The 21,510-nt window shown below is 37.7% G+C and carries 24 protein-coding genes and 1 other annotated feature; of the genes, 12 read left to right on the forward strand and 12 right to left on the reverse strand.

Translation table 11 applies throughout. The features are described from left to right. Positions 1–79 precede the first annotated feature (79 nt). From FFM59_RS06180 to alsS, 3 genes are all read right to left on the reverse strand, one after another. Positions 80–748: a hypothetical protein gene (locus tag FFM59_RS06180; RefSeq protein WP_137602181.1), complete on the reverse strand. Its 669-nt coding sequence runs from the start codon at positions 746–748 to the stop codon at positions 80–82. Positions 749–1,036: 288 nt separating this feature from the next. Continuing rightward, positions 1,037–1,750 carry an acetolactate decarboxylase gene (gene budA, locus FFM59_RS06185; protein ID WP_137602182.1) on the reverse strand — a complete coding sequence of 238 codons (714 nt, stop codon included), beginning with the start codon at positions 1,748–1,750 and terminating at the stop codon, positions 1,037–1,039. 21 nt (positions 1,751–1,771) lie between these two features. Then, complete coding sequence (gene alsS, locus FFM59_RS06190) at positions 1,772–3,451, reverse strand: acetolactate synthase AlsS (protein WP_137602183.1); 1,680 nt, start codon at positions 3,449–3,451, stop codon at positions 1,772–1,774. A 260-nt stretch (positions 3,452–3,711) separates the two neighbouring features. Between alsS and FFM59_RS06195 the strand changes: the two genes are divergently transcribed. Then, positions 3,712–4,170 (forward strand): MarR family winged helix-turn-helix transcriptional regulator, encoded by a 459-nt coding sequence (locus FFM59_RS06195; protein ID WP_137602184.1) that lies wholly within the window; start codon positions 3,712–3,714, stop codon positions 4,168–4,170. A 56-nt stretch (positions 4,171–4,226) separates the two neighbouring features. Here the strand turns inward: FFM59_RS06195 and FFM59_RS06200 are convergent, their stop codons facing one another. Both FFM59_RS06200 and FFM59_RS06205 read right to left on the reverse strand, forming a co-directional pair. After that, positions 4,227–4,934 carry a CPBP family intramembrane glutamic endopeptidase gene (locus FFM59_RS06200; protein ID WP_137602185.1) on the reverse strand — a complete coding sequence of 236 codons (708 nt, stop codon included), beginning with the start codon at positions 4,932–4,934 and terminating at the stop codon, positions 4,227–4,229. Beyond that, positions 4,924–5,139: a hypothetical protein gene (locus FFM59_RS06205; RefSeq protein WP_137602186.1), complete on the reverse strand. Its 216-nt coding sequence runs from the start codon at positions 5,137–5,139 to the stop codon at positions 4,924–4,926. Before FFM59_RS06205 ends, FFM59_RS06200 begins: the two co-directional genes overlap by 11 nt. Positions 5,140–5,269: 130 nt before the next feature. On the opposite strand from FFM59_RS06205, the gene FFM59_RS06210 reads away from it, so the two are divergent. Genes FFM59_RS06210 through FFM59_RS06225 form a run of 4 tightly spaced genes read left to right on the forward strand, consistent with a single transcriptional unit; the run spans position 5,270 to position 7,327 of the window. Further along, entirely contained in the window at positions 5,270–5,581 is a 312-nt protein-coding gene (locus tag FFM59_RS06210; RefSeq protein ID WP_137602187.1) for a PadR family transcriptional regulator, read from the forward strand. Continuing rightward, a complete protein-coding gene (locus FFM59_RS06215; protein ID WP_137602188.1) occupies positions 5,581–6,210 on the forward strand; it encodes a DUF1700 domain-containing protein in 630 nt (209 codons plus the stop codon). Before FFM59_RS06210 ends, FFM59_RS06215 begins: the two co-directional genes overlap by 1 nt. A 2-nt stretch (positions 6,211–6,212) precedes the next feature. Then, a complete protein-coding gene (locus FFM59_RS06220; protein ID WP_137602189.1) occupies positions 6,213–6,467 on the forward strand; it encodes a hypothetical protein in 255 nt (84 codons plus the stop codon). A gap of 2 nt (positions 6,468–6,469) precedes the next feature. Further along, positions 6,470–7,327: a DUF4097 family beta strand repeat-containing protein gene (locus tag FFM59_RS06225; protein ID WP_137602190.1), complete on the forward strand. Its 858-nt coding sequence runs from the start codon at positions 6,470–6,472 to the stop codon at positions 7,325–7,327. A gap of 308 nt (positions 7,328–7,635) precedes the next feature. On the opposite strand, the gene FFM59_RS06230 is transcribed toward FFM59_RS06225, so the two are convergent. After that, entirely contained in the window at positions 7,636–8,238 is a 603-nt protein-coding gene (locus FFM59_RS06230) for a hypothetical protein (RefSeq protein ID WP_137602191.1), read from the reverse strand. A 110-nt stretch (positions 8,239–8,348) separates the two neighbouring features. Here FFM59_RS06230 and mscL point away from each other — a divergent pair, with 110 nt between their 5' ends. Then, the gene (gene mscL / locus FFM59_RS06235) at positions 8,349–8,717 is read left to right on the forward strand and encodes a large-conductance mechanosensitive channel protein MscL (RefSeq protein ID WP_137602192.1); all 369 of its coding nucleotides are present in this window, start codon (positions 8,349–8,351) and stop codon (positions 8,715–8,717) included. A 157-nt stretch (positions 8,718–8,874) separates the two neighbouring features. After that, positions 8,875–9,507, forward strand: a complete 633-nt coding sequence (locus FFM59_RS06240; protein WP_137602193.1) for a deoxynucleoside kinase — start codon at positions 8,875–8,877, stop codon at positions 9,505–9,507. 15 nt (positions 9,508–9,522) lie between these two features. On the opposite strand, the gene FFM59_RS06245 is transcribed toward FFM59_RS06240, so the two are convergent. The 3 genes from FFM59_RS06245 to pepV all read right to left on the reverse strand — a co-directional run bounded on the left by FFM59_RS06245 (position 9,523) and on the right by pepV (position 12,905). After that, positions 9,523–10,803, reverse strand: a complete 1,281-nt coding sequence (locus FFM59_RS06245; RefSeq protein ID WP_137602194.1) for a glycoside hydrolase family 73 protein — start codon at positions 10,801–10,803, stop codon at positions 9,523–9,525. Positions 10,804–10,905: 102 nt separating this feature from the next. Beyond that, positions 10,906–11,406: a universal stress protein gene (locus tag FFM59_RS06250; RefSeq protein ID WP_225420308.1), complete on the reverse strand. Its 501-nt coding sequence runs from the start codon at positions 11,404–11,406 to the stop codon at positions 10,906–10,908. A 98-nt stretch (positions 11,407–11,504) separates the two neighbouring features. Continuing rightward, positions 11,505–12,905 carry a dipeptidase PepV gene (pepV, locus tag FFM59_RS06255; RefSeq protein ID WP_137602196.1) on the reverse strand — a complete coding sequence of 467 codons (1,401 nt, stop codon included), beginning with the start codon at positions 12,903–12,905 and terminating at the stop codon, positions 11,505–11,507. Positions 12,906–13,034: 129 nt separating this feature from the next. Between pepV and FFM59_RS06260 the strand changes: the two genes are divergently transcribed. Next, positions 13,035–13,859, forward strand: coding sequence for an NAD(P)H-hydrate dehydratase (locus FFM59_RS06260; RefSeq protein WP_137602197.1), 825 nt, complete (start codon positions 13,035–13,037; stop codon positions 13,857–13,859). Positions 13,860–13,880: 21 nt separating this feature from the next. Here the strand turns inward: FFM59_RS06260 and FFM59_RS06265 are convergent, their stop codons facing one another. Beyond that, on the reverse strand, positions 13,881–14,588 hold the full coding sequence (locus FFM59_RS06265) for a pseudouridine synthase (RefSeq protein WP_137602198.1): 708 nt from the start codon (positions 14,586–14,588) through the stop codon (positions 13,881–13,883). A 9-nt stretch (positions 14,589–14,597) separates the two neighbouring features. Next, on the reverse strand, positions 14,598–16,184 hold the full coding sequence (locus tag FFM59_RS06270) for a putative polysaccharide biosynthesis protein (RefSeq protein ID WP_137602204.1): 1,587 nt from the start codon (positions 16,182–16,184) through the stop codon (positions 14,598–14,600). Positions 16,185–16,475: 291 nt separating this feature from the next. Between FFM59_RS06270 and FFM59_RS06275 the strand changes: the two genes are divergently transcribed. Beyond that, positions 16,476–16,907 (forward strand): LytTR family DNA-binding domain-containing protein, encoded by a 432-nt coding sequence (locus FFM59_RS06275; RefSeq protein ID WP_137602199.1) that lies wholly within the window; start codon positions 16,476–16,478, stop codon positions 16,905–16,907. After that, positions 16,904–17,353 carry a DUF3021 domain-containing protein gene (locus tag FFM59_RS06280; protein ID WP_137602200.1) on the forward strand — a complete coding sequence of 150 codons (450 nt, stop codon included), beginning with the start codon at positions 16,904–16,906 and terminating at the stop codon, positions 17,351–17,353. The genes FFM59_RS06275 and FFM59_RS06280 overlap by 4 nt, the downstream gene beginning before the upstream one ends. A 58-nt stretch (positions 17,354–17,411) precedes the next feature. On the opposite strand, the gene leuS is transcribed toward FFM59_RS06280, so the two are convergent. After that, positions 17,412–19,829, reverse strand: a complete 2,418-nt coding sequence (leuS, locus tag FFM59_RS06285) for a leucine--tRNA ligase (RefSeq protein WP_137602201.1) — start codon at positions 19,827–19,829, stop codon at positions 17,412–17,414. 72 nt (positions 19,830–19,901) lie between these two features. Next, positions 19,902–20,107 (reverse strand) — a binding site (T-box leader). Positions 20,108–20,196: 89 nt separating this feature from the next. Between leuS and FFM59_RS06290 the strand changes: the two genes are divergently transcribed. Beyond that, a complete protein-coding gene (locus tag FFM59_RS06290) occupies positions 20,197–20,826 on the forward strand; it encodes a phosphatase PAP2 family protein (RefSeq protein ID WP_137602202.1) in 630 nt (209 codons plus the stop codon). 2 nt (positions 20,827–20,828) lie between these two features. Further along, entirely contained in the window at positions 20,829–21,386 is a 558-nt protein-coding gene (gene mnmM / locus FFM59_RS06295) for a tRNA 5-(aminomethyl)-2-thiouridylate-methyltransferase MnmM (RefSeq protein WP_137602203.1), read from the forward strand. Positions 21,387–21,510: the final 124 nt, after the last annotated feature.

Raw genomic sequence — 21,510 nt, forward strand, 5'->3', positions numbered from 1 at the left:
GGTTCAAAGGACTCCAGGACACCTTGGAAGCATCATTTATTTAAGTTAGATACATATTATATGTACGAAGGCATTTCATTTACACAAGATTCTTGACGCTACCAATATTATTTTTGTTCATTAAATAAATTGCCGCTTGGGCAAATTCACTACCTAAAACATTAGGCGCAGTATTACCGGTATTGTTATTCACATCACTAATAAAATCAGCAACTGTGCCCACCTGAGTAGTACTATTTGCCAATCCATCTCGAACTGGTACCGCCGTCGTATTTTGTGTTGCGGGCGCTGCAGATTCATAAGTATTGTCTTCGGACGCACTAACAGTCTTGACCGGTGTCGTGGTGCTTGCTAAATTGGCACTTGAGGCAGCACTATCTAAATTATCAGATGTACTATTGCCAGAATCAGCAGTAGAGTTATCGCTTGACGCATCAGTTTTGCTATCTTGTACACTAGCCTTATTCACGTTATCCGAAGAAGCACCGGCATTACTATCAGTATTTGATAAAATTACTGACTTGCCATTATCGTTTGCATCTGAGACCACAGTTTGCACGTTGTTAGAAGCCACGCTATCAGTCTGACTTGCTTCAACACTCAACTCTTGAGACAGCAATAATCCCCCTGCGATTACCGTTCCAACCAACATTTGATTAACAAAATGTTTACCGATTTTCCGCAATCGATAGTGTTCTTGCCGATCATTATTATTTACTAAATTCAATGTCTGTTTATTCATAGACATACCAAAAAAGCCCCTCCCGTAATTAAATTATTTATTTCACAATGAATATTATAAGATTATAAATAAGGTTAATCAAAGATAAATAATATTGCTATATGGGCATTAACAAGCTAAATTTTAATTATTTTTATACATGATAATAATTTTATACAATTAAAAAGCGATTAACATTATTTCAAGTAATGTTAATCGCTCTATTTCCACATTTATAAGCATTTTGTCCGGTTGGAATTGATAGTCATAATTCCCCAGACATTTAAATGTACTTTTGCATAAAATTTTATTTATCTAGTGTTCAGCAGATTCAATTTCTTCGTTCATATTTTGCAAATTAAGGTTAGCAGCTTGAAAATTTTTATCATTAATTGGTAGATGTTGCAGCAAATTTTCGAGTGGTTGTACTTCAACTTCAGCTTGATCAATTTCAAAATCTAAAATGTGCCCACCAAAATCATGAGCATCATTGATGAAATGCAAGTGAAAGCCACCGACTGTAGCCCCCTGGAATAGAAATGGTGCATAGTAACCCACAATCGTTCCAGTCACATTCTCCTGACTAAATTTTGGTTGTACCTTGATAGCAGCCGATAATTTAGGATAAGGTTTAGATTGCTTAGGCACAACCCGTGTGTGCATCCGTTTAAAGGCCCCCTGAATATTAATCCCGACAAATGAATTGCCAAGCTGATAATTATTTTCAAGTTGGTGTTCTAATTCAACGCCATTAGTATTATTGATGGTGACTGCAGGCCGCGATTGATGAAAATGGACTGAAGCAAAAGGTATCTTATCGTCTGGTGCTAGAACTTTAACTTCGCCAGATTCAACAACTTGATAAACGGTTCCATCGACAATGACCAATTCACCATCAAAATCATTGGCAGTTCCAATTCCAGTGTCCCCATGTTTCATCAATTCGCTAACTGGTAATGTTCCCTCAAATAAACCGACCACAAGCATAGCTAACGTGCCATGTTGATAAACAGTTGTTGTATCTTTCATTCTTGTTATCTCCCTTTATGCCTAAAATTGATCCGCTAACAATGTCTTCCCTAAATCAGCGTTATGTGAATAATCGATTGGAATATCGACGACCACTGGTCCTGGTGTGGCAAATGCTTCATCAATAATTGTACCTAATTGGTCAGGTGAGTCAACACGTAATCCTTTGGCACCAAAACTCTCAGCATATTTAACGTAATCAATTGGTCCCACTTTGACCCCTGCATCTTGACCATATTTCAAAATTTCTTGGAATCGTACCATATCGTAATAGCCATCATTCCAAATGAAGTGCACCGTGTTCAATTTCAAACGAACTGCAACTTCTAATTCTTGTGATGAAAAGGTAAAGCCGGCATCCCCAGACACTGAAATCGACTTGGCATTAGGACGTTCGAGCGCCGCCGCAATTGACCATGGTAGCCCTACTCCTAATGTCTGCATGCCATTACTGAAAAGTAAATGTCTAGGTGTATAACTTCTAAAATGACGCGCCATCCAAATATAATGACTCCCGATATCAACGGAAACTGTCATGTCATCAGTGACCCGTTGTTGCAATTCTTTAATCACTGCCAAAGGATGATTCAAATTACCTTGACCAGCTGGAACTGGTTGGTCAACGTCGGCATCAATTTCTTGATGCAACTCCATCAAATATTGTCGTGATTCTTGATCTGGTTGATAATTTTCAACTTGATCAGCTAAATTTGATACTGTTGCAGTAATATCACCAATCAATTCTGTATCTGGTTGGAAATGTTTGTCTAGCTGTGGCGCCGTAGTATCAATAACCGTAATATTGGCATCTTGTTCCGCATTCCAATTACGTGGTTCATATTCAATCGCATCATAACCAACCGTAATCACTAAATCGGAATGTTTTAATAACTTATCACCCGGTTGATTTCTAAATAACCCGACCCGGCCGAAGAAATAATCTTTTTCCAACTCACGAGAGATAATGCCAGCGCCTTGAAAGGTTTCAACAACGGGTAATTTGGCAGCTTTAATCAATTTTTGAATGGCAGCCGCAGCTTCTGGTGAAGATGCACGCATCCCCGCCAACAAAACTGGTAATTTGGCATGTTTAATTTTGTCAGCTAAATCAGTGATAGATTGTTGATCAGCAGACCCTAATTTAGGTTCATTCATTGGTTTGAGACTTGGCGTCGTGACTTCACCATCATCAATATCTTGTGGAATACTAATGAAACTAGTTCCCTGTTTACCTTCACTTGCCATTCGAAAGGCGTTGGCAAAAACTTCTGAAATATTTTCAGTATCCGCAATCTCTGCACTATATTTTGTAATTGGTGTAAATAATTCTTTATTGGCCATGCTTTGATGGGTCAATCGGAACAAATCACGACGTGGAACTTGTCCCGCAATCGCAATCAGTGGATCACCTTCGGCAGTGGCAGTCACTGCTGGTGTAGCTAAATTAGTCGCACCGGGACCAGACGTTGAAATCACTACTCCTGGCTTACCTGTAATTCGACCAATCCCAGCCGCAATGAAACCGGCATTTTGTTCATGTCTAGAAACAATCAGCTTGGGAGTCCGTGGATCTGTTGGATGCTCCAATAATTCAAATAGGCGATCAATTTTAGCTCCTGGGATTCCAAAAACGTATTTCACCCCATGATTAATCAAGCTCTCAACAATTGCGTCAGCACCGTAGCGTTTCTCTTCTGTCATATGCACATTCTCCAATCAAAAATTTATTGAATATTGACAGAATACCACTAATTTTTAGTAAGCAAAGTCATTTAATTCACTTGTGAAATTTTATTTTTGTCACTAACTCCCAAAAATAGGCAATCCTACTGTTATCAGCAAAATAAAAACATTTATTTAATTATTTATTTCACATTGTGAATTTCACAAACGTAAATATTTGTTTCATGTTTTTTTATCATGTAAAATATACGTTGTAATAATATAAGGGAGTTGACATTATGGAATTCGGCCAACAAGACCTAATTAACCAGGATAAACAAATGTGCTTTGCACTTTACGAAGCCAACAAGCGCTTTAACCATTTTTACGCAGAGGTGCTTGGACAATTTAACTTAACTTATCCACAATATTTAGTCCTATCTAGTTTATGGGACACCGACGAGGCAATGACCGTCAGGCAATTAGGACAGGCAGTCAACCTTGATAGTGGAACTCTAACCCCACTTCTAAAGCGGTTAGAAACTCATGGGTGGGTCACTCGTAATAAAGATCCCAATGATGACCGACGCGTGCTAGTTGAACTCACCACCACCGCAACCAGTCAGAAATATGAAATTGTCAATTTAATTCGTTCTAAATTAAATCAATTGAATATGACTGATCAAGAATATCGCGAGCGGGTGCAAGAAGTAAATGATATTTCTAAACGATTAGAAACCATTCTCGCTAAATTTTAAAGGTATGAAAAAGGACGCTCACAACAGCTGTGAACGCCCTTTTGTTGTCTAACAATTTATTTTTGTAATAAAGCAATCATTTCAACAATCGCCACGGCATTATTAACCATGTGCAACATAATCGCAATGCGAATTCGTCCCGTTTTCACGTAAATGAAGGCTAAGACGGCGCCCATGTAGAAATACACCAGGAAGCTAATAATATTAGTGCTAACGTGCCCTAAAGAAAAGATGAATCCTGATAAAATTACCTTAGGCCAGAAACTGTCAGCTTTAAAGAATAAGTTTGTGATTAACCCCCGGAAAATTAGTTCTTCGGCAAATGGGGTTAAGAAGATGGCTGAGAAGCTCAAGACGATTAAAATCACCGAATTATCTTTCATTAAACCTTCAATAACTTGATTATTAGCAGTTTGACTTTGATTGAAAAATAATTGGTTTAAAATACCAAGGACAATCTGGCCCCCAAAAATAGCTAAATATCCGGTAATCACAATCCCAATATCAGCAATGAAAATTCCAGGGCGAACAGGAATTACCCGATATCTTCTATATAACCGCCACGTACCGTAAATAATCACTCCAAATAACGCTAAGTACGCCACCACCGACAAACCGGTCAGCAGTGCATTACCTTTCACGTACTTAATAATGGCTAAAATTTCTGGTGGTAATTGAATGACCACAAACATCGCGAAGATTATCATCACTCTCGTGAACAGCCCTGGCCGCTGCTGTTGATTCAGGTACTGATTATTCATCATCTTTTTTCTTATCCTCCTCTTTCAAGATTCGCAATTGTTCTTGAGTCACCACGTACGTGATGCCGACTGATGCCAGTAAGAAACCAACAATCCAGACAACAATCAGGAGAATCCCTGAAATTAGTTTCAGATAGGTGATTACTCCAATGATGGCAAAGACCACCAATGGGATTAATATAATTGGGAATAAAATATCTTTTTTCATTATTAACTCCTTAAAATATATATGAAATTATACCATGAAACAAACTTATCTGTTGACAATTATATATGCAATTGTTATATTGTAAATGAATTAATACTATATTGAATATAATATGACAGGAGAAATAATCATGAGTATTTCAATAACCACAGAATTACTAGATGGTTGTGTATTGGCTTTGTTGAGCAAAGAAGATTATTATGGTTATACTTTAACTCAACGCGTGCAAGAGTTCTCCCCAGTATCTGAATCGACAATGTACCCTGTACTGAGACGACTGAAGAAAGAAAACTGGCTTGAAACTTATGATGAAGCCTATCAAGGACGTAACCGTCGCTACTATAAAATTACCGATGCCGGGCTCGATCGCCTCATCGAAATCAAAAATGATTGGCATGAATACAAAGAAACACTAGATAACGTTTTAGGAGGAAAAGGATAATGGAAAGTAATAAATACATCGAAGAATTAACCAGCTATTTATCTAATCTCACTTCTGACGAACGTGATGATGTGCTCGACTTTTACAATGAGTACATTTTAGATGCCGGTTTAACTACCGAAGATGAAATCATTGCTCAACTTGGGACTCCCAAGCAATTATCTCGTAAAATTTTAGCAGATTACTCTATTAAGGCGGTTGACGACGCAACAGCTGGGGTTCCTCGTTATGAACCTAAACCTAAGAAAAACATCCGCATGATTTGGTTAGTCATCTTAGCCATATTTGCTGCCCCAATTGCACTTCCACTAGCCATTGCCATCATTGGCACAATTGCTGGCTTGTTAATTGGTGTATTGGCCGTGATTGCCTGTATATTCGTTGTTATCATTGGATTCTTCGCCATCGGAATTGCTGCCTTCTTCTCTGGATTAGCAATTATCGGTCAATCGTGGTCAACTGCCGTCCTCTTTATCGGTGGCGGTCTGGCAATCTTTGGCTTAGGTTTAGTAGCCTTACCAATTAGTTACGTCGTCGTTCGAGCACTAATTCAAATGACGGCCAACTTTTCACGTTTCTTATATAATCGATTTGTTACTTCAAAAAACACGGCAAAGGAGGCACATTAATTATGAAAAAATTTTTCTGCCTGTTAGCTATTGCCAGCATCATCTTGGGTGTTTGCGGTCTACTCTTTGGCATAATGACATTTGGTCATGCGCTAGTCTTAACGATTGCCGGAACGATTTTACTCAGTTTAGAAATTGGCGGATTAACGATTGTCTGCCTGCTAGTTGATGCTGTTGTCTTTTTGCTCTCAATCATCAACATTATTATCTATAAATTGTTTGTCCACGACCATAAAACACCACAGGAGGCCAAATAATCATGAAAAAGACTATTATTATTGGTGCAATCATCTTTATTATTGGTGCAATTCTTGCCTTTATTGGACTTTCAAATGGTGCATCAACAAGCTTAGTTTGGCAAAATGGCTTAAAAATTGATCGCCGCATCAATCAAACGAAACAAGTGTCGAAGTTTAATTCGATTCACCTAGATACAAACAATTATGAAGTAAAAATAAAATCTGGCACCAATTACTCTGTCGAAGTTAAAGGCTCAAAAATGGATAAGCCTAAAGTGGCGGTCAGTCATAAAGCTTTGACCATTGAGTCAGCTGAAAACGAATCTGGCACATTTGGATTCAACGATCATGATAACGAAATTATTATCACGGTTCCAAATGGTACTAAACTTGACGACGTTACAGGTTCAACGAACTATTACGAACTAGAAATCAATAACATTACCGCTAACAATATTAATCTTGATACCGATTCATCATTAGATGCTAACAATCTAATTGTTACCGGTGGTGGTCATATTACCAGTACCAACGGTGAAATTGACCTTGAAAATTCGAACTTAACTAATGTTAATATCAAACAAACCAACGGCTCAGTATCTGCCGAGAATAGTACCTTTACTAGTGGCCGAATTGAAAATGAAAATGGCTCACTTGAATTAGACGATGTTACTTTCAATCAAACAGTTACCCTATCTAATGACAACGGTAAAATTGAAATTGAAAACCCAATCACTGAAGGTTACCAATTAACGTCAACTAATGGTTCAATTCATCTCTTCGGTAATCACCAAAGTTCCAACCTAAATCAAAATGAAAATGCAACTAACAAAATTGTTGCCACTACTACCAATGGTAAGATTGAAATTTCTAATTAAAATATAGTGCTTATCAACTTGGTAGATTGCGAGTAATAACAAGGCAAATTATTGATTTCGTTCTTTGAAATCTAATTTGGTTAGTTATACGGAACAATCTGAGTTGATAAGCCGGATTAAAAATAATGCTGAACTCGTCGTTCAGTTCGTGAGCTTCTAGCTTAGTTAATGATAATTTCGCTTGTTTGAAATTGAATTAACTGAGCTAGGTGAACGAATTGACCAATGAAGCCAAATTACAGATAGTAATGACATGAAAATAAAGCAACTAAGAGAAACTTATTTCTCCTAGTTGCTTTTTTTGCAATTTAATTTTGTTCGGGAAAATTAAAAATCTCTTTTAAAATCGTGGCGCTGTTATGGGCTTGCATACCCTTCACTCGCAAATAATCAATATCTGCTAATAAAATATACCGTGTCCATAAAGAAGACAAGTCTTCAAAATTTAAATAATTTAACGTCAGTTTCACCGCGTCGAGCGATGCAAGATAACCATCAAAATCATCACGATCTTTAAATTCTTTCGTTCCAATCACAATGGGTTCTTCTTGTTCAAACGCTTCGGTTAACATCTGAATTAAAATTGGCTGTTGGCCATATTTGGTGCTGGTTAAAAATTGCTCCAATTTCCAAACATCATAATATCCGTATTTTTTTGCGTTTTGTTCCCGAATTTTGACATTCAATAAATAATCATTATCTCGCTTCACATCATGAATACTGGTTAGGCGTACTGCATTCAAGCCATTAATTTTACTATCCATATCTAAGCCTAAGATCAACACAAACAGGCTATCCATGGCAACAACATACCCAACTGTAAAAGTGTCGTCCGATGCGAAGTTGTATATAGCAACTAATTCATTATTTTGTTTAGCAAATATTAATTCTTGTTTCAATTCATTATTCATTAATCTGATTTCACTCTCATTTGCCGCGATTTACTTTAGGCATTACTTTCCCTTATGGTATATTGATAATACATAGTATACATTAAATATTATTTCACAGGAGGAAACTTATGATTTCAGAATTTAAAAATTTTATCTCACGAGGAAATGTTGTTGATCTGGCTGTTGGGGTTATTATTGGAGCTGCCTTCACTGCCGTCGTTAAATCTTTCACTGAAAACCTAATTAGTCCTTTATTAGGAGTATTCTTAGGTAAAGTTGATTTTTCAAAAATTGTTTTAACCATCGGCTCTGCTCAATTCAAAGTCGGAACCTTTATTAACGATATCATTAATTTTTTAATTATCGCCTTTGTCGTTTTTCTCATGATTAAGGCAATTAACAAATTTGTTAAAAAGCAGGAAAAAACTGTGGCTCCTTCCAAAGAAGAAGAATATTTAAAGGACATTCGTGATTTATTAGAAAAACAATCTGAATAACTCATTTGTTTGATAAGAAACTGTAATAATCATTTGTATTCATTCAGAATGGCTTTTTGCTATATACAAGTTAAATCTCAATCAGTTTTATTTAGCGGAAAAATGTAGTAAGCTATTATGCATTGAGTTTTCTATTCTAAAGTAAAGAAGGACCATTATGGTGATTATAACAGCAGGTATGATTGGTGTCGGTAAAACAACCCTAACCGGACAAATTGCCGAACATTTAGGTACAAAAGCATTTTTCGAACCAGTTGGTGAGAATCCAGTTCTCCCCTTATATTACAAAGATCCTAAACAATACGGATTCTTACTTCAAATCTATTTTCTCAATAAACGTTTTTCAATGATTAAAAGCGCGTTGGCAGATGACAACAACGTTTTAGATCGATCAATTTATGAGGATGCATTATTTACTAAAGAAAATAATGCTGAAGGCAATATTACTGATACTGAACTGGGCGTCTACTTAAATCTACTAGATAACATGATGGATGATTTACAACAATTACCCAAAAAAGCACCTGATTTATTAGTCTATGCTGAAACAGATTTTGAAACGATCCTTTATCGCATCAAAAAACGTGGACGTGATTACGAACAATTCGATAACAATCCAGAGCTTGAATCATATTATTATAAAATGTGGACGGCTTACAAATCATGGTTTGATGACTATGATGTTAGCCCTAAAATCAAAATTGATTTACAAAAGTATGATCTTGAGAACCCTCACAATATTGATATCGTGTTAGGCCAAATTGATACTGCTCTCAAATCTTTTAGATAACCAACTTGCCAATTGTCATTTTTTGACAGTTGGCTTTTTTAATACAATTAAGATGGTAATAATTACCATGACACATTGACCCATCACATTAATCTTGATGGAATCCTTATGTTGTCGACGCGTTTGTACGTGTTTATTAGACTGCTCGAAAACAAACGCACTTTTGGGAATGACAATCGCCGTTAGTGGTTTAACCCCTGTCTTTTTATCGAACTTAGTTAAATGATAAGTTTCAATAATTTGATTCAGTTTGAGGTTATATTGCGTATCTGTGGCATACGTTCCCGTCAACTTCAAGGTCACCTCTTGATAATTTGCACAGACACTTCTTTTAACCATCATAAACATGGGTTGGTTAAGAACGGTGGCATAGTCTTGTAACGACTCCGAAAAAGAATGATATTGCCTAAAATCGGCATTTACATATTGAAGTTCGCCTGACCCGTTATCCTCTTGTGTTTTCATTTGAATCGAACTACCCTTATAACCACCTTTGACGCCAAACAGGTTATAAATATCTGGTCGTGAGAGATCACTGGTCCCCCATGAACTTTCCAATGCAGCTTGAGCAATCATGACGGATGGATACAAATCATTTTTTCGAGCAATTTTAACAGCGTCTAACGCAATTAAATCGATAAATGCCTGGTGGCTTTCAATAATTGGTCCTAATGGTAAAGCTGGCAATTCTGGCAGTTGTAACAGTGTATTTAGTAATGACGATTCATCCACTGAATTGGGTGGATTGATTTCATTGGTCTGCTCCGCATAACTAATCGGTGCATGAATATCCTTATGAACATCATGACTGGGTGTCGTTTGCTTCATTTCCGATTCAACAGACCTTGTCGCTGAACTGCTATTATCATGTGATTCATGTTTCAATTCATAGATTTCATTGCCTAATCGTAACCCCTCTTGATAACCTGCTTGAAACACTTCACTTTTATTGTTCACATCGTGAGTTTGATGTTTATATCCGTCTGTACGTCCTTTTTTTTCACCTTTTTTATATTCAACTTTTAAATTGGCATATATTTCGGTGTACAAAATATAATCATTTTTAGTATCAAATTCTTCTCTCCTGACCAGATGGCCACTAATAATGTTGGCAGTGGCCTGATCAGTAATTTTCTTATGTAATTCATCCTCAACTTCGGAAGTTGAATCAATAGACTCAGAACTGGAACTAGTCAGGATTTCATCCTTTGAATTAACATCATCGGCATCAACACTAATGGCACCAAATAAAAATATACCCACAATTAGACTTATTAATATCTGCTTACTTTTCATTTTTTCACTCCTAATAAGTAGTCACACTTATTAAGTACGAAAAAATTTTTGTTTTTACGTTAAAAAAATGACCATCCGAAGATGATCATTTAGTATTACTATTTAAATTTCTGGATAAGTTGTCTTTTGTAAATCGACGGCTTGATTATTCTCATCAGTTTTAACGACAATAACATCGCAAGGTGATTCACGGATAACATATGCAGCAGTTGATCCGACAATCATCCGACCAATAAAGTTCAGGCCAGTTGCCCCCACCACAATTAAATCAACATCATTATCTTGTGGATAGTCATTGCCTAACTCAACTTTAGCATTACCAATTTTAACATCGGTAACGACGTCTTTGACGCCCGCTGCTAAAGCTGTCTTCTTATATTCGGCGAGTTTTTTCTCCATTTCAGAAACCGAGGAATCATAAACACTCCTGTCAATGAATCCATATCCGACCGTACTGGTATTGGGAAATCTTTCTCCGTTAATCACACTAAGTAATGATAAAATTGCACCATTTTGTGCAGCAATCGAAATCGCTTTGTTTAAAGCCATCTCTGATTGTTTAGATCCATCAATTCCGACTAATACATTTGAATATTTGCTCATAACCGGCACCTCCATAAGATTAGACTACAATTAAATATTATTTATTTCCTAATTAAATTGTAGCATAATTATAACACGAATGGTAATGATATGGTCATTTAATCCGTAATCAATCGGTTGATTCCATCCATATAAATGGCCATTGCAGTAATTAAATCATCAACTGGCTGAAATTCATTCACTTGATGCATGGTATCAGGTGTATGTGGGAAAAGTGCGCCAAATGCAACGCCACGTTCCATCATCCGACCATATGTCCCACCACCGACTACTTCAGGCAATGCATCAACGTCGCCAGTGATTTCACGATAAGATGCCATCAAAGAAACAACTAACGGATCATCAGTTGAAACATAATGTGGCACCATCCCCTCTAATTGATAGGTAAAGGCATGCAGTTTGTCGGTCACCTTATTAATACCGACTTGAATATCATTCGGCGTAATTCCTTGTGGATAACGGAAATTCAAATCAATTTGACCACCATCTTCGGCTTTAAAATTCATTAAGCCAACATTCATGGTCAACTCACCCATTAATTCATCAGTGTAATCGAGTTCGAAATTTTTTAATCTAGAATCAACATGTAAATATGATCCGACAAATTCAAGAAAATCACCGGCGTCGCCATGAATATCTTGGTGTTTCAGGAAGTTGGCCAAATATGTTCCGGCATTGTCTCCATTTTTGGGTTCCATACCGTGAGCTGCTTTTCCGACAAAGCTAATGGTAAATTGTTCACCATCTTGAATCACTTTTCCAGTTACAGAAGTTTGTGCTAGATACTCATCTAAGGCCTGCGTTAATTGGGTCAGTTCGCCGCCTTCAATCACGGCTTCGGCATCACGAGGAACCATATTAGGACGTAATCCTGAATCAAAGGAAACCAATTTAACGCGCCCATCATTAGCTCCTTTAAAATCAACTTTTAAAGAAAAATTGCCTTTTTCACCGTTGATTAATGGAAAACTTGCATCGGGTGAGAAACCATAAGTTGGCGCAGGTTCAACTTCAAAATACCGTTTCATTCCGGTCCAATTACTTTCTTCGTCTGTACCAACAATAAAGCGGACAGTTTTATTAGGGACAACTCCCATATCTTTCAAAGTTTTCATGGCATAATAAGCCGCCATTCCGGGCCCCTTGTCGTCAGAGGCACCACGACCATAAATGTTGCCATCTTTAATTACTGGATCAAAGGGATCCGTATCCCAGCCATTTCCGGCCGGCATGACATCCACATGAGCCAAAATCGCTAAGGTTTCGTCTCCTTCACCCCATTGTGCGTAACCGACTACATTGTCAATATTCTTAACTTTAAAACCATCTTGCTGGGCCATTTCTAAAAATACCTTTAGGGCAGTTGCTGGTTCTGGTCCAAGTGGAAATTCATCTGTTGCTTGTGCATCATCCCGAACACTGGGGATTTTCATCATTGTAATTAAATCATTAATATATTCTTCTTGTTGTTCTTGGGCTTTAGCTTGCCAATTGACCATAACTAAATTAACCTCCAATTGCTTAAAAACTTAGTTATATTGTAACATAATTCAGTGAATCTTATTTTTAAATTTGGTGTATTGAGTAAAAATGATATAATTAAGAAAACTAACAAGGACTGATTAACAATGCTGACTCTATCTGAAGATATACTTACTAAAACAATTCGTACTCGACCTGACAATAGTTATAAGGGCACATACGGTCGAATCGTACTTGTCGGTGGTAATGCCAATTTTGGCGGTGCCATCATCATGGCTTCAACGGCTGCAGTGTACGCAGGTGCTGGATTAGTGACTACAGGAACTGATACTAGTAATCTCAGTAGTTTACACGCTAATTTGCCAGAAACTATGTTTGTCAATTACTACGATAAAGTAAAATTAAGTCAACTAGTTAGTGACGCTACAACGGTTGTCGTCGGTCCCGGTTTAGGTGAAGATTTCCATAGTGAAGAAGTCTTAGCGACGGTGTTAGCCAATACTAACGCTGACCAAACCGTCATTATCGACGGATCGGCCATCACACTGCTTGCAGCTCACAAAATTGATACTCCTGCTGGAAACTTAATTTATACCCCACACGAAATGGAATGGCAACGTTTATCCGGTATCAAAATTGGTGAACAGACCGTAGAAGCCAACCAAGTTGTCCAAAAACAATTTAATGCGACCATTGTTTTAAAGAAACATCATTCAGAAATTTACACCAAAACCGATACCTATCAATTACCAATTGGCACTCCTGCCCAAGCAACTGGCGGTATGGGTGATACCTTAGCCGGTATGATTGGTGGCTTTACCGCACAATTTGAAAATAAACAAAATGCAGTTTTAGCAGCAGTTTACACACACAGTGCAATTGCAGAAGAGCTAGCACAATCACAATACGTAGTGTTGCCTCATCAAATCAGCCAAGCGCTGCCTAGTTTCATGAAACGTTATGCCAATTAGAAAAACTCTAGACATTTTAGTCTAGAGCTTTTTTAATTCCTCAATTTCAGACAAAGTAAGTTCACGATATTCGCCAGGAAGTAAGGCTTCATCAGTTAATCCTGCAAAGGAAACTCGATGCAGCTTAACTACTTTTTCGCCTAAAGCGCCAAACATCCGCTTTACTTCATGATATTTACCTTCATGCAATGTCAATTCAACCACCGAATCAGGATCTTGACTAATCAACCGCGCGTCATCAGCCACCGCAGTTGTGCCGTCCTTCAACTCAATGCCATCCTTGAGTTGTTGTAAATCAGTGTCAGCAATTTGTCCCGTCACCGTCGCTAAATAAGTTTTGCGTGTTTTACTTTTTGGCGAAGCCAAGCGGTGCCCTAACTTACCATCCATCATCACTAAAATAATTCCAGTCGTATCTTTATCTAACCGACCCACCGGAAATAAATCCGTTCGGTAATCTTCCGGTGTAAATAAATCCATCACAGTTTTCTCTTTTTCGTCACTGGTAGCAGTGATAACACCAGCTGGTTTATTCACCAAATAAAAATATTCGGCTTGATATTTAATTGGCTTACCATCAACAGCCACTTCATGTTCGTCGGGCTTGACTTTGAAATCATATTTCTTAGCCACTTGACCATCGACCGTCACCCGATTGTGCTTAATCAATTCATGAACTTCGTTGCGCGAACCCACTTGCTGTTCTCGTAAATACTTGTCTAATCTCATTGAGTACCCCTATTTAATGTGCAACTTAATCCGTAAACTATCCATTCTAGGTCCAAGCAGCATCTGTGCCAATCTTGATTTCAAAACAAGATAGACGTAGACCAAGCCACCACCAGCCACAGCTGGAATTAATACCAAGGCAGCGGTCACCCGTCCACTTGGATCAATCACGAAGTAAAGTAACGTCACAATCAATTTTGCTACTGCATAAGTAATAATTGAATACAGTAAAATTTGATTAATCGTTTTGAACATCTTTCTAAATGGAATGTGAAACTCATTATTTAACGAATGAATAATCAGATAACTCGTCACTGCCATCCCGACACCAGTCGACAACAGCGGTCCAATCGTCTTAAACATGAAAATCATCGGGTACTGCAAAACTAATTTGACCAGCAAGCCAATACCTAACATTTTCAAAGTCTTTGTGTTTTCCGAAACGCCTTGCATAATTGCAGCGACGATTGTAAATAGTCCCATAAAAATTGCAACGTACGCTGAGATTTCTAGAATTGTTGAGCCACTAGCACTGTAACGATAGAACACCGTATAAATTGGTGTTGAGACTGCTGCTAATCCTAGTGCAGCAGGAATCATGACAAAATAAAAGAGCATTAATGCATTGGAAATTTGATTACGAATATCCCGATTATCTTTTCGAGCTCGTGCAGCTGATAACAGTGGAATTACAGCTTCTGACATCGCTGACGCTAAGGAAATAACAATCATAATCAACTTGTTGGCATTAAATGAAAATAGTGCCCACAACTGATTTAACTGCCACATCGAGTAACTACCGACACGCTGCATTGCATCAAAGAAAGTATACTGATCAATTAATTGAAAAATAATCGTCCCAGAACTTACGATAACGAATGGGATGGCCTGAATAATAATATCTTTAATCAGAGTCCAAGATGAAATCACGAGTTCATCATTACTATTGTCTCTAAGATCATTCATTTGATTCCGGTTCTTTAACCAGTAATAGCCCAGAATGATAATGCCACCAATTGCTCCAATAAAGGCGGCAAAAGTTGAATGCACCACGGCAGTTTTCCAACTACCATGCATAATTTTCATGATGACATATGTACTTGCCAACATATAAATAACGCGGAACAGTTGCTCATTAAATTGTGAAATGGCAGAAGGTGCCATTTGATGATATCCCTGAAATAAGCCCCGACTGAGACTCATCCCCGGAATCACCAAAACAGCTACTGCTAGTGAACGTAATACCGGGACTACATTAGCATCCCCGTTGGCCAACAGTGGCGCACCAAAGAATAAAATCATCGCTGAAATTAAACCGGTAAACGCAGATACCAGCATCCCATGCTTATAAAGACGCCGTCCCACTCCATATTCATTTAACTCATTGTAATGTGATACCAACTTAGAGACTGCGGCAGGAATCCCGGCAGTAGCCGCCATTAAGAACAGACTATAGATATTATAGCCTTTACTAAATAAGGCATTAGCTTGATCACTATATGCCCCTAGCCATGTTACCCATGGAATGATATAAATCGCACCAAGGATTCGCGAAAAAATGCTCCCTGCAGTCATCCAAACAGACCCCTGGACCATTTGCTCTTGAGCATCAAGATTCCCTGATAAATCTAATTTTCCACCATCTGCGCGCAATATACTAGTACCAACTTCCTTTTGTTTCAATCCTTACTATTCTATCGTTGAAACGTACCGGACGCAATTAATTTTTTGCAAAGTTTTACTGAAGTGCAAAAACTTAAGCTGAATTTAAAAAAATCTCAATAGAAAAGTGACCAACTATCCTCCCCCACAAACCACTCATCCTTAAAAGATAGAATTATTAAAGTCACTGGGTTATTCTTTTGATAAGGGGAAGGAGGACCCAAAATGAAAGTTAATTTTATGCAAAATGAACAACTAATTGATAATCTAATTGTTCTGCAAGCTAAACAAATGAATGTAGAGATTGAACAAATCATTCGCAACATTGAAAATAAACCCCATTCGTTGACGGGAACACTTAATGACAGAACACTTTCCCAACCCACTCAAAATTTTGTGAGAATCTATACTGCTCAAAAGAAGGTGTTTGGTGTTACGTTGACTGAAGAGATAATTCTAAATTCTCGTCTTTATGAACTTGAAGCCATCTTGCCTGATAACTTTATTCGAATTTCGAATACGGAAATCATTAACATCCATTATTTAGACAGATTAGAACTAACAAAAAACGGAATTATCAATATTCATTTTAAAAACAACGAGCAAACCAGTTCCTCGAGACGATACTTACCCAAAATAAAGGAGCGATTATTATGATAAAAAAAATTTTATTACAATTAACCAAAGGCGCCGTAATCGGCGTAAATGCTGGATTACTGATTTCTCTTGCATTTAGTTATTTGTTGAAATTAAATGAATATGTCCCCGCACCTCCGCGTTTTTTAAACCATTTTCACAATCAAACAAACGCGATGTTGGTATCCGTCATAATTTGGGCAGTCATCGGAGGCGTTTTTTCCTGTACAAATTTAATTTTTTCAGCATTTGACTGGAGTATCACTAAAATGACGATTGTTCATTTCGGTATTACCTTTTTCCTCTTTTTGCAGCTTGCCTTAATAGCTGGGTGGTTTCCATTCTCCTTGTTTAATATTTCAGCATTTTTCGTTGAATTTGGAATTATTTACAGCATAATTTGGATCATTTCTATGCTGCAGACGAAAAAGGAAATTAATAAAATTAATGCTCGTTTATTGAAGTAACAAAGACGGCCTCAGGAAAAAATCTCCTGAGGCCTTTTTAGTACGATTAGAATTCTATTTAAATAACAATATTGACAATCTTGCCTGGAACCACGATTAACTTACGAATATCTTGTCCATCAATGGTTGAATGAACGTGTTCATTAGCTAAGGCTATTTCTTGAACAGCAGCTTTATCTAAGTCTTTGGCAACTTTAATGTGTCCCTTAACTTTACCATTAACTTGAACTACCATTTCAATTTCATCTTCAACTAATTGACTTTCGTCATATGTTGGCCATGCTTGATAAGCAATCGTATCACTTTCATTAAAGAAGCTCCAAAGTTCTTCCGCCACGTGAGGCATGATTGGCGAAATCATCTTAACGAAACCTTCCATGTATTCAACTGGTAGGTCATCAACTTTATAAGCATCATTAACAAAGACCATCAATTGAGAAATTCCAGTGTTAAAATGCATTCTACCGAAATCTTCAGTAACTTTCTTAACTGTTTGATTGTAGATTTTATCTAACTTACCGTCATTGATTGTGGTAATGCGGTCGCGTAATTTGTTGTCGTCATCGACGAATAGTCGCCAAATCCGTTGAATCCACTTGTAACTACCGTGCAATCCTTTTTCACCCCATGGCACAGATTCTTCCAAAGGTCCCATGAACATTTCATAGAGACGCAGAGTATCAGCACCATATTGGTTAACAATATCATCAGGATTAACAACGTTCCCCTTTGATTTAGACATTTTTTCATGGTTTTCACCGAGAATCATGCCTTGGTTAACTAATTTTTGGAATGGTTCTTTAGTTGGTACAATACCTAAATCATAAAGGACTTTGTGCCAGAAACGTGCATACAACAAATGGAGAACCGCATGTTCTGCACCACCAACGTATAAATCAACCGGTGACCAATAATTAAGTGCTTCTTGGCTAGCTAATTCTTTGTCATTATCTGGATCCATGTAACGGAGCCAATACCAAGATGAACCGGCCCATTGTGGCATTGTGTTCGTCTCACGTTTACCCTTACGACCATTTTCATCCACAACGTTAACCCAGTCATCGATGTTGGCTAATGGACTTTCTCCAGTTCCAGATGGTTCCAATTGATTAGTATCTGGTAGGCGGAGTGGTAATTCATCTTCAGGGACTAATGTGGTTTCACCATCTTCCCATTGAATCACTGGAATTGGTTCGCCCCAGTAACGTTGACGTGAGAAAATCCAGTCACGAAGACGATAATTAACCTTCTTTTCACCGGCATGGTGTTCTTCAAGCCAATCAATCATTTCACTAATCGCATCTGCTTTGTTCTTACCATTCAAGAATTCTGAATTGATATGAGCGCCATCTCCAACGTAAGGAGCTTCTTGTACATCCCCACCTTCAATCACTGGTGTAATGCGCAAATCAAATTTCTTAGCAAATTCCCAGTCACGTTCATCGTGAGCAGGGACGGCCATAATTGCACCTGTCCCGTAAGAAGCTAAGACATAGTCTCCAATCCAAATTGGTAACTTATCGCCATTAACTGGATTAATCCCATAAGCACCAGTAAATACCCCAGACTTATCTTTGTTCAAATCAGTTCGTTCCAGGTCAGAACGACGAGATACTTCATCTTGGTACTTTTTAATTGCGTCGGCTTGTTCTGGTGTCGTAATTTGGTCTACTAGCTCGTGTTCAGGAGCTAACACCATGTACGATGCACCAAAAAGCGTATCCGGACGAGTTGTAAAGACTTCAATCTGTGCGCCTTCATGCCCCTCAACATTAAAGAACACACTAGAACCAGTTGAACGTCCAATCCAGTTACGTTGTTGTTCTTTGATACTTTCAGGCCAATCCAAATCGTCCAAATCATCAACTAAGCGGTCAGCATATTCAGTAATTTTTAAAACCCATTGGCGCATTGGTTTGCGATAAACTGGATAACCACCACGTTCGGTTTTACCATCAACGACTTCTTCATTGGCAACCACTGTTCCACCCATAAAGTCAGGTGCCCAGTTAACCATAATTTTATCTTCGTAAGCTAAGCCTTTTTTGTAAAGTTGTTCAAAAATCCATTGTGTCCATTTGTAAAATTTAGGATCAGTGGTATTGATTTCTCGATCCCAATCATAAGAGAATCCAAGTGATTGGATTTGCTTTTTAAAGACTTGGATATTTTGATTGGTAAAATCTTTAGGGTTATTACCGGTTTTTAATGCGTATTGTTCTGCAGGCAAACCAAATGCATCCCACCCCATTGGATGCAAAACATTGAAACCTTGCATTCTGTGCATCCGAGAAACTGCATCAGTGGCAGTATAACCTTCGGGATGTCCAACGTGTAGTCCTTGCCCAGAAGGATAAGGGAACATATCTAAGGCATAATACTTTGGCTTATCATTATTAATTGTTGCCTTAAACGTCTTGTTATCTTGCCAAAATTTTTGCCATTTTTTTTCAATCGCATCATGTTCGTATGCCATGTTATTCTCTTCTTCCTTAAAAATATTATGTATTTTTGTTGTTGAAATAAAAAAATCCCATAGGAAAAACTCCTATAGGACGAATAAACTCCGCGGTACCACCCATTTTCTACATTACTGTAGCGCTTGTCTTTCGTAACGCGAAATCACGTTTTCACTTACTTAGTTCAGCGAAAAGTTTTTAAAGGTGAGTTCAAAAACTAATATTTCCACGTTCACACTAGCACGCAGTCTCTTTAAAATACCAGAAATTTACTATTCCTTTTCAACAATCAAATATTGATACAATAGTACCAAACCAATCCCGTCTTTGCAAGGTGGCTGATGTGGTAGACTAAAGATATAAACTTAACAAGGATGAAGATAAATGATTACACAACGGATAAGTAAAACTCAGGCAGCCTTCTTTGTTGCCGCCCTCCTAATTTTTATCGCCCTATTGACCGGTATCAAAATGAATGCCAACTGGGTGCACACATTTGATCAGACCATCATTAACTTGATTCGCCAATTTTCACCATCAAAAACGGCCTTTTTTAAAGCCTATACTGTGTTCTTTAACACTCTACCGATTATGATTGTCGTGGTGGTTGGTGTTGCGGTCTTGTTCATGTACAAATTTTATCGGATTGGTTTCTTTTTCTTACTGATTCCACTAGTTGGTTCAATAATCAACGTGGGTATTAAAGACATGATTGATCGTGCTCGCCCACAAACTAACCAGCTATTACATTATGGCGGTTACAGTTTTCCAAGTGGTCACTCTGCGATTGCGACTTTGGTGTTCGGTTCAATTATTCTTCTAGTTCAACGGCTCCCAATTCCTCGCTACGTGAAATGGTTATTAATCGCTATTTTGTTGTTTGCCATCTTGTTAGTAGGAATCTCACGGATTTATATTGGCGTTCACTATCCCAGTGATGTCCTGGCAGGTTTTTGTCTTGGATTTATAGTCATTACCATTGGTCAATTTGTATTTAAAATAAAGAAGGCATGATTATGAAATTAGCTCCTGCACTACAATACAGTCACGAATTATTAAAAAATACCGTTCGCCCTGGTGAAACCGTCGTTGATGCAACTGTTGGTAATGGTCATGACACTCAATTTTTAGCTGAATTAGTTGGTAATTCTGGTCAAGTACTTGGCTTTGACATTCAACCAGCAGCAATCCAAGCCACTACCACCAGATTAGCCGCTGCCAATTTACAAAATGTTTCACTGTACCAAACTGGACATCAAAACGTTGACCAATATCTATCCACAGATCTGTCCGCAGCCATTTTTAACTTAGGCTATTTGCCAAGTGGTGATAAGTCAGTAATTACTCACGGACAAACCACCATTGAAGCTGTTCAAAAAATGTTACCTCACTTAAGGACGGAAGGTTTGATTTGTTTAGTTGTGTATTATGGACATCCTGGCGGGAATGACGAAAGAATTGCTGTGGAAAAATTTACTGCCACTCTCCCACAAAAAGAATTTAATGTCCTCGAATATCAATTTGTTAATCAAGCCCATACGCCACCTAAATTAATTGTGATTCAAAAACGTTAATTGTGATTCCACATAAAAAACAACTCACCTAAAAATTTTAGATGAGTTGCTTTTATATGAAACAAAATAAATTTACGGCGCACTAAAACAAAAGTACCCATAAATTTGAAAAAAATGTATAATT

The sequence above is a fragment of the Paucilactobacillus nenjiangensis genome, assembly GCF_005405445.1.
Taxonomy (GTDB): Bacteria; Bacillota; Bacilli; order Lactobacillales; family Lactobacillaceae; genus Paucilactobacillus; species Paucilactobacillus nenjiangensis.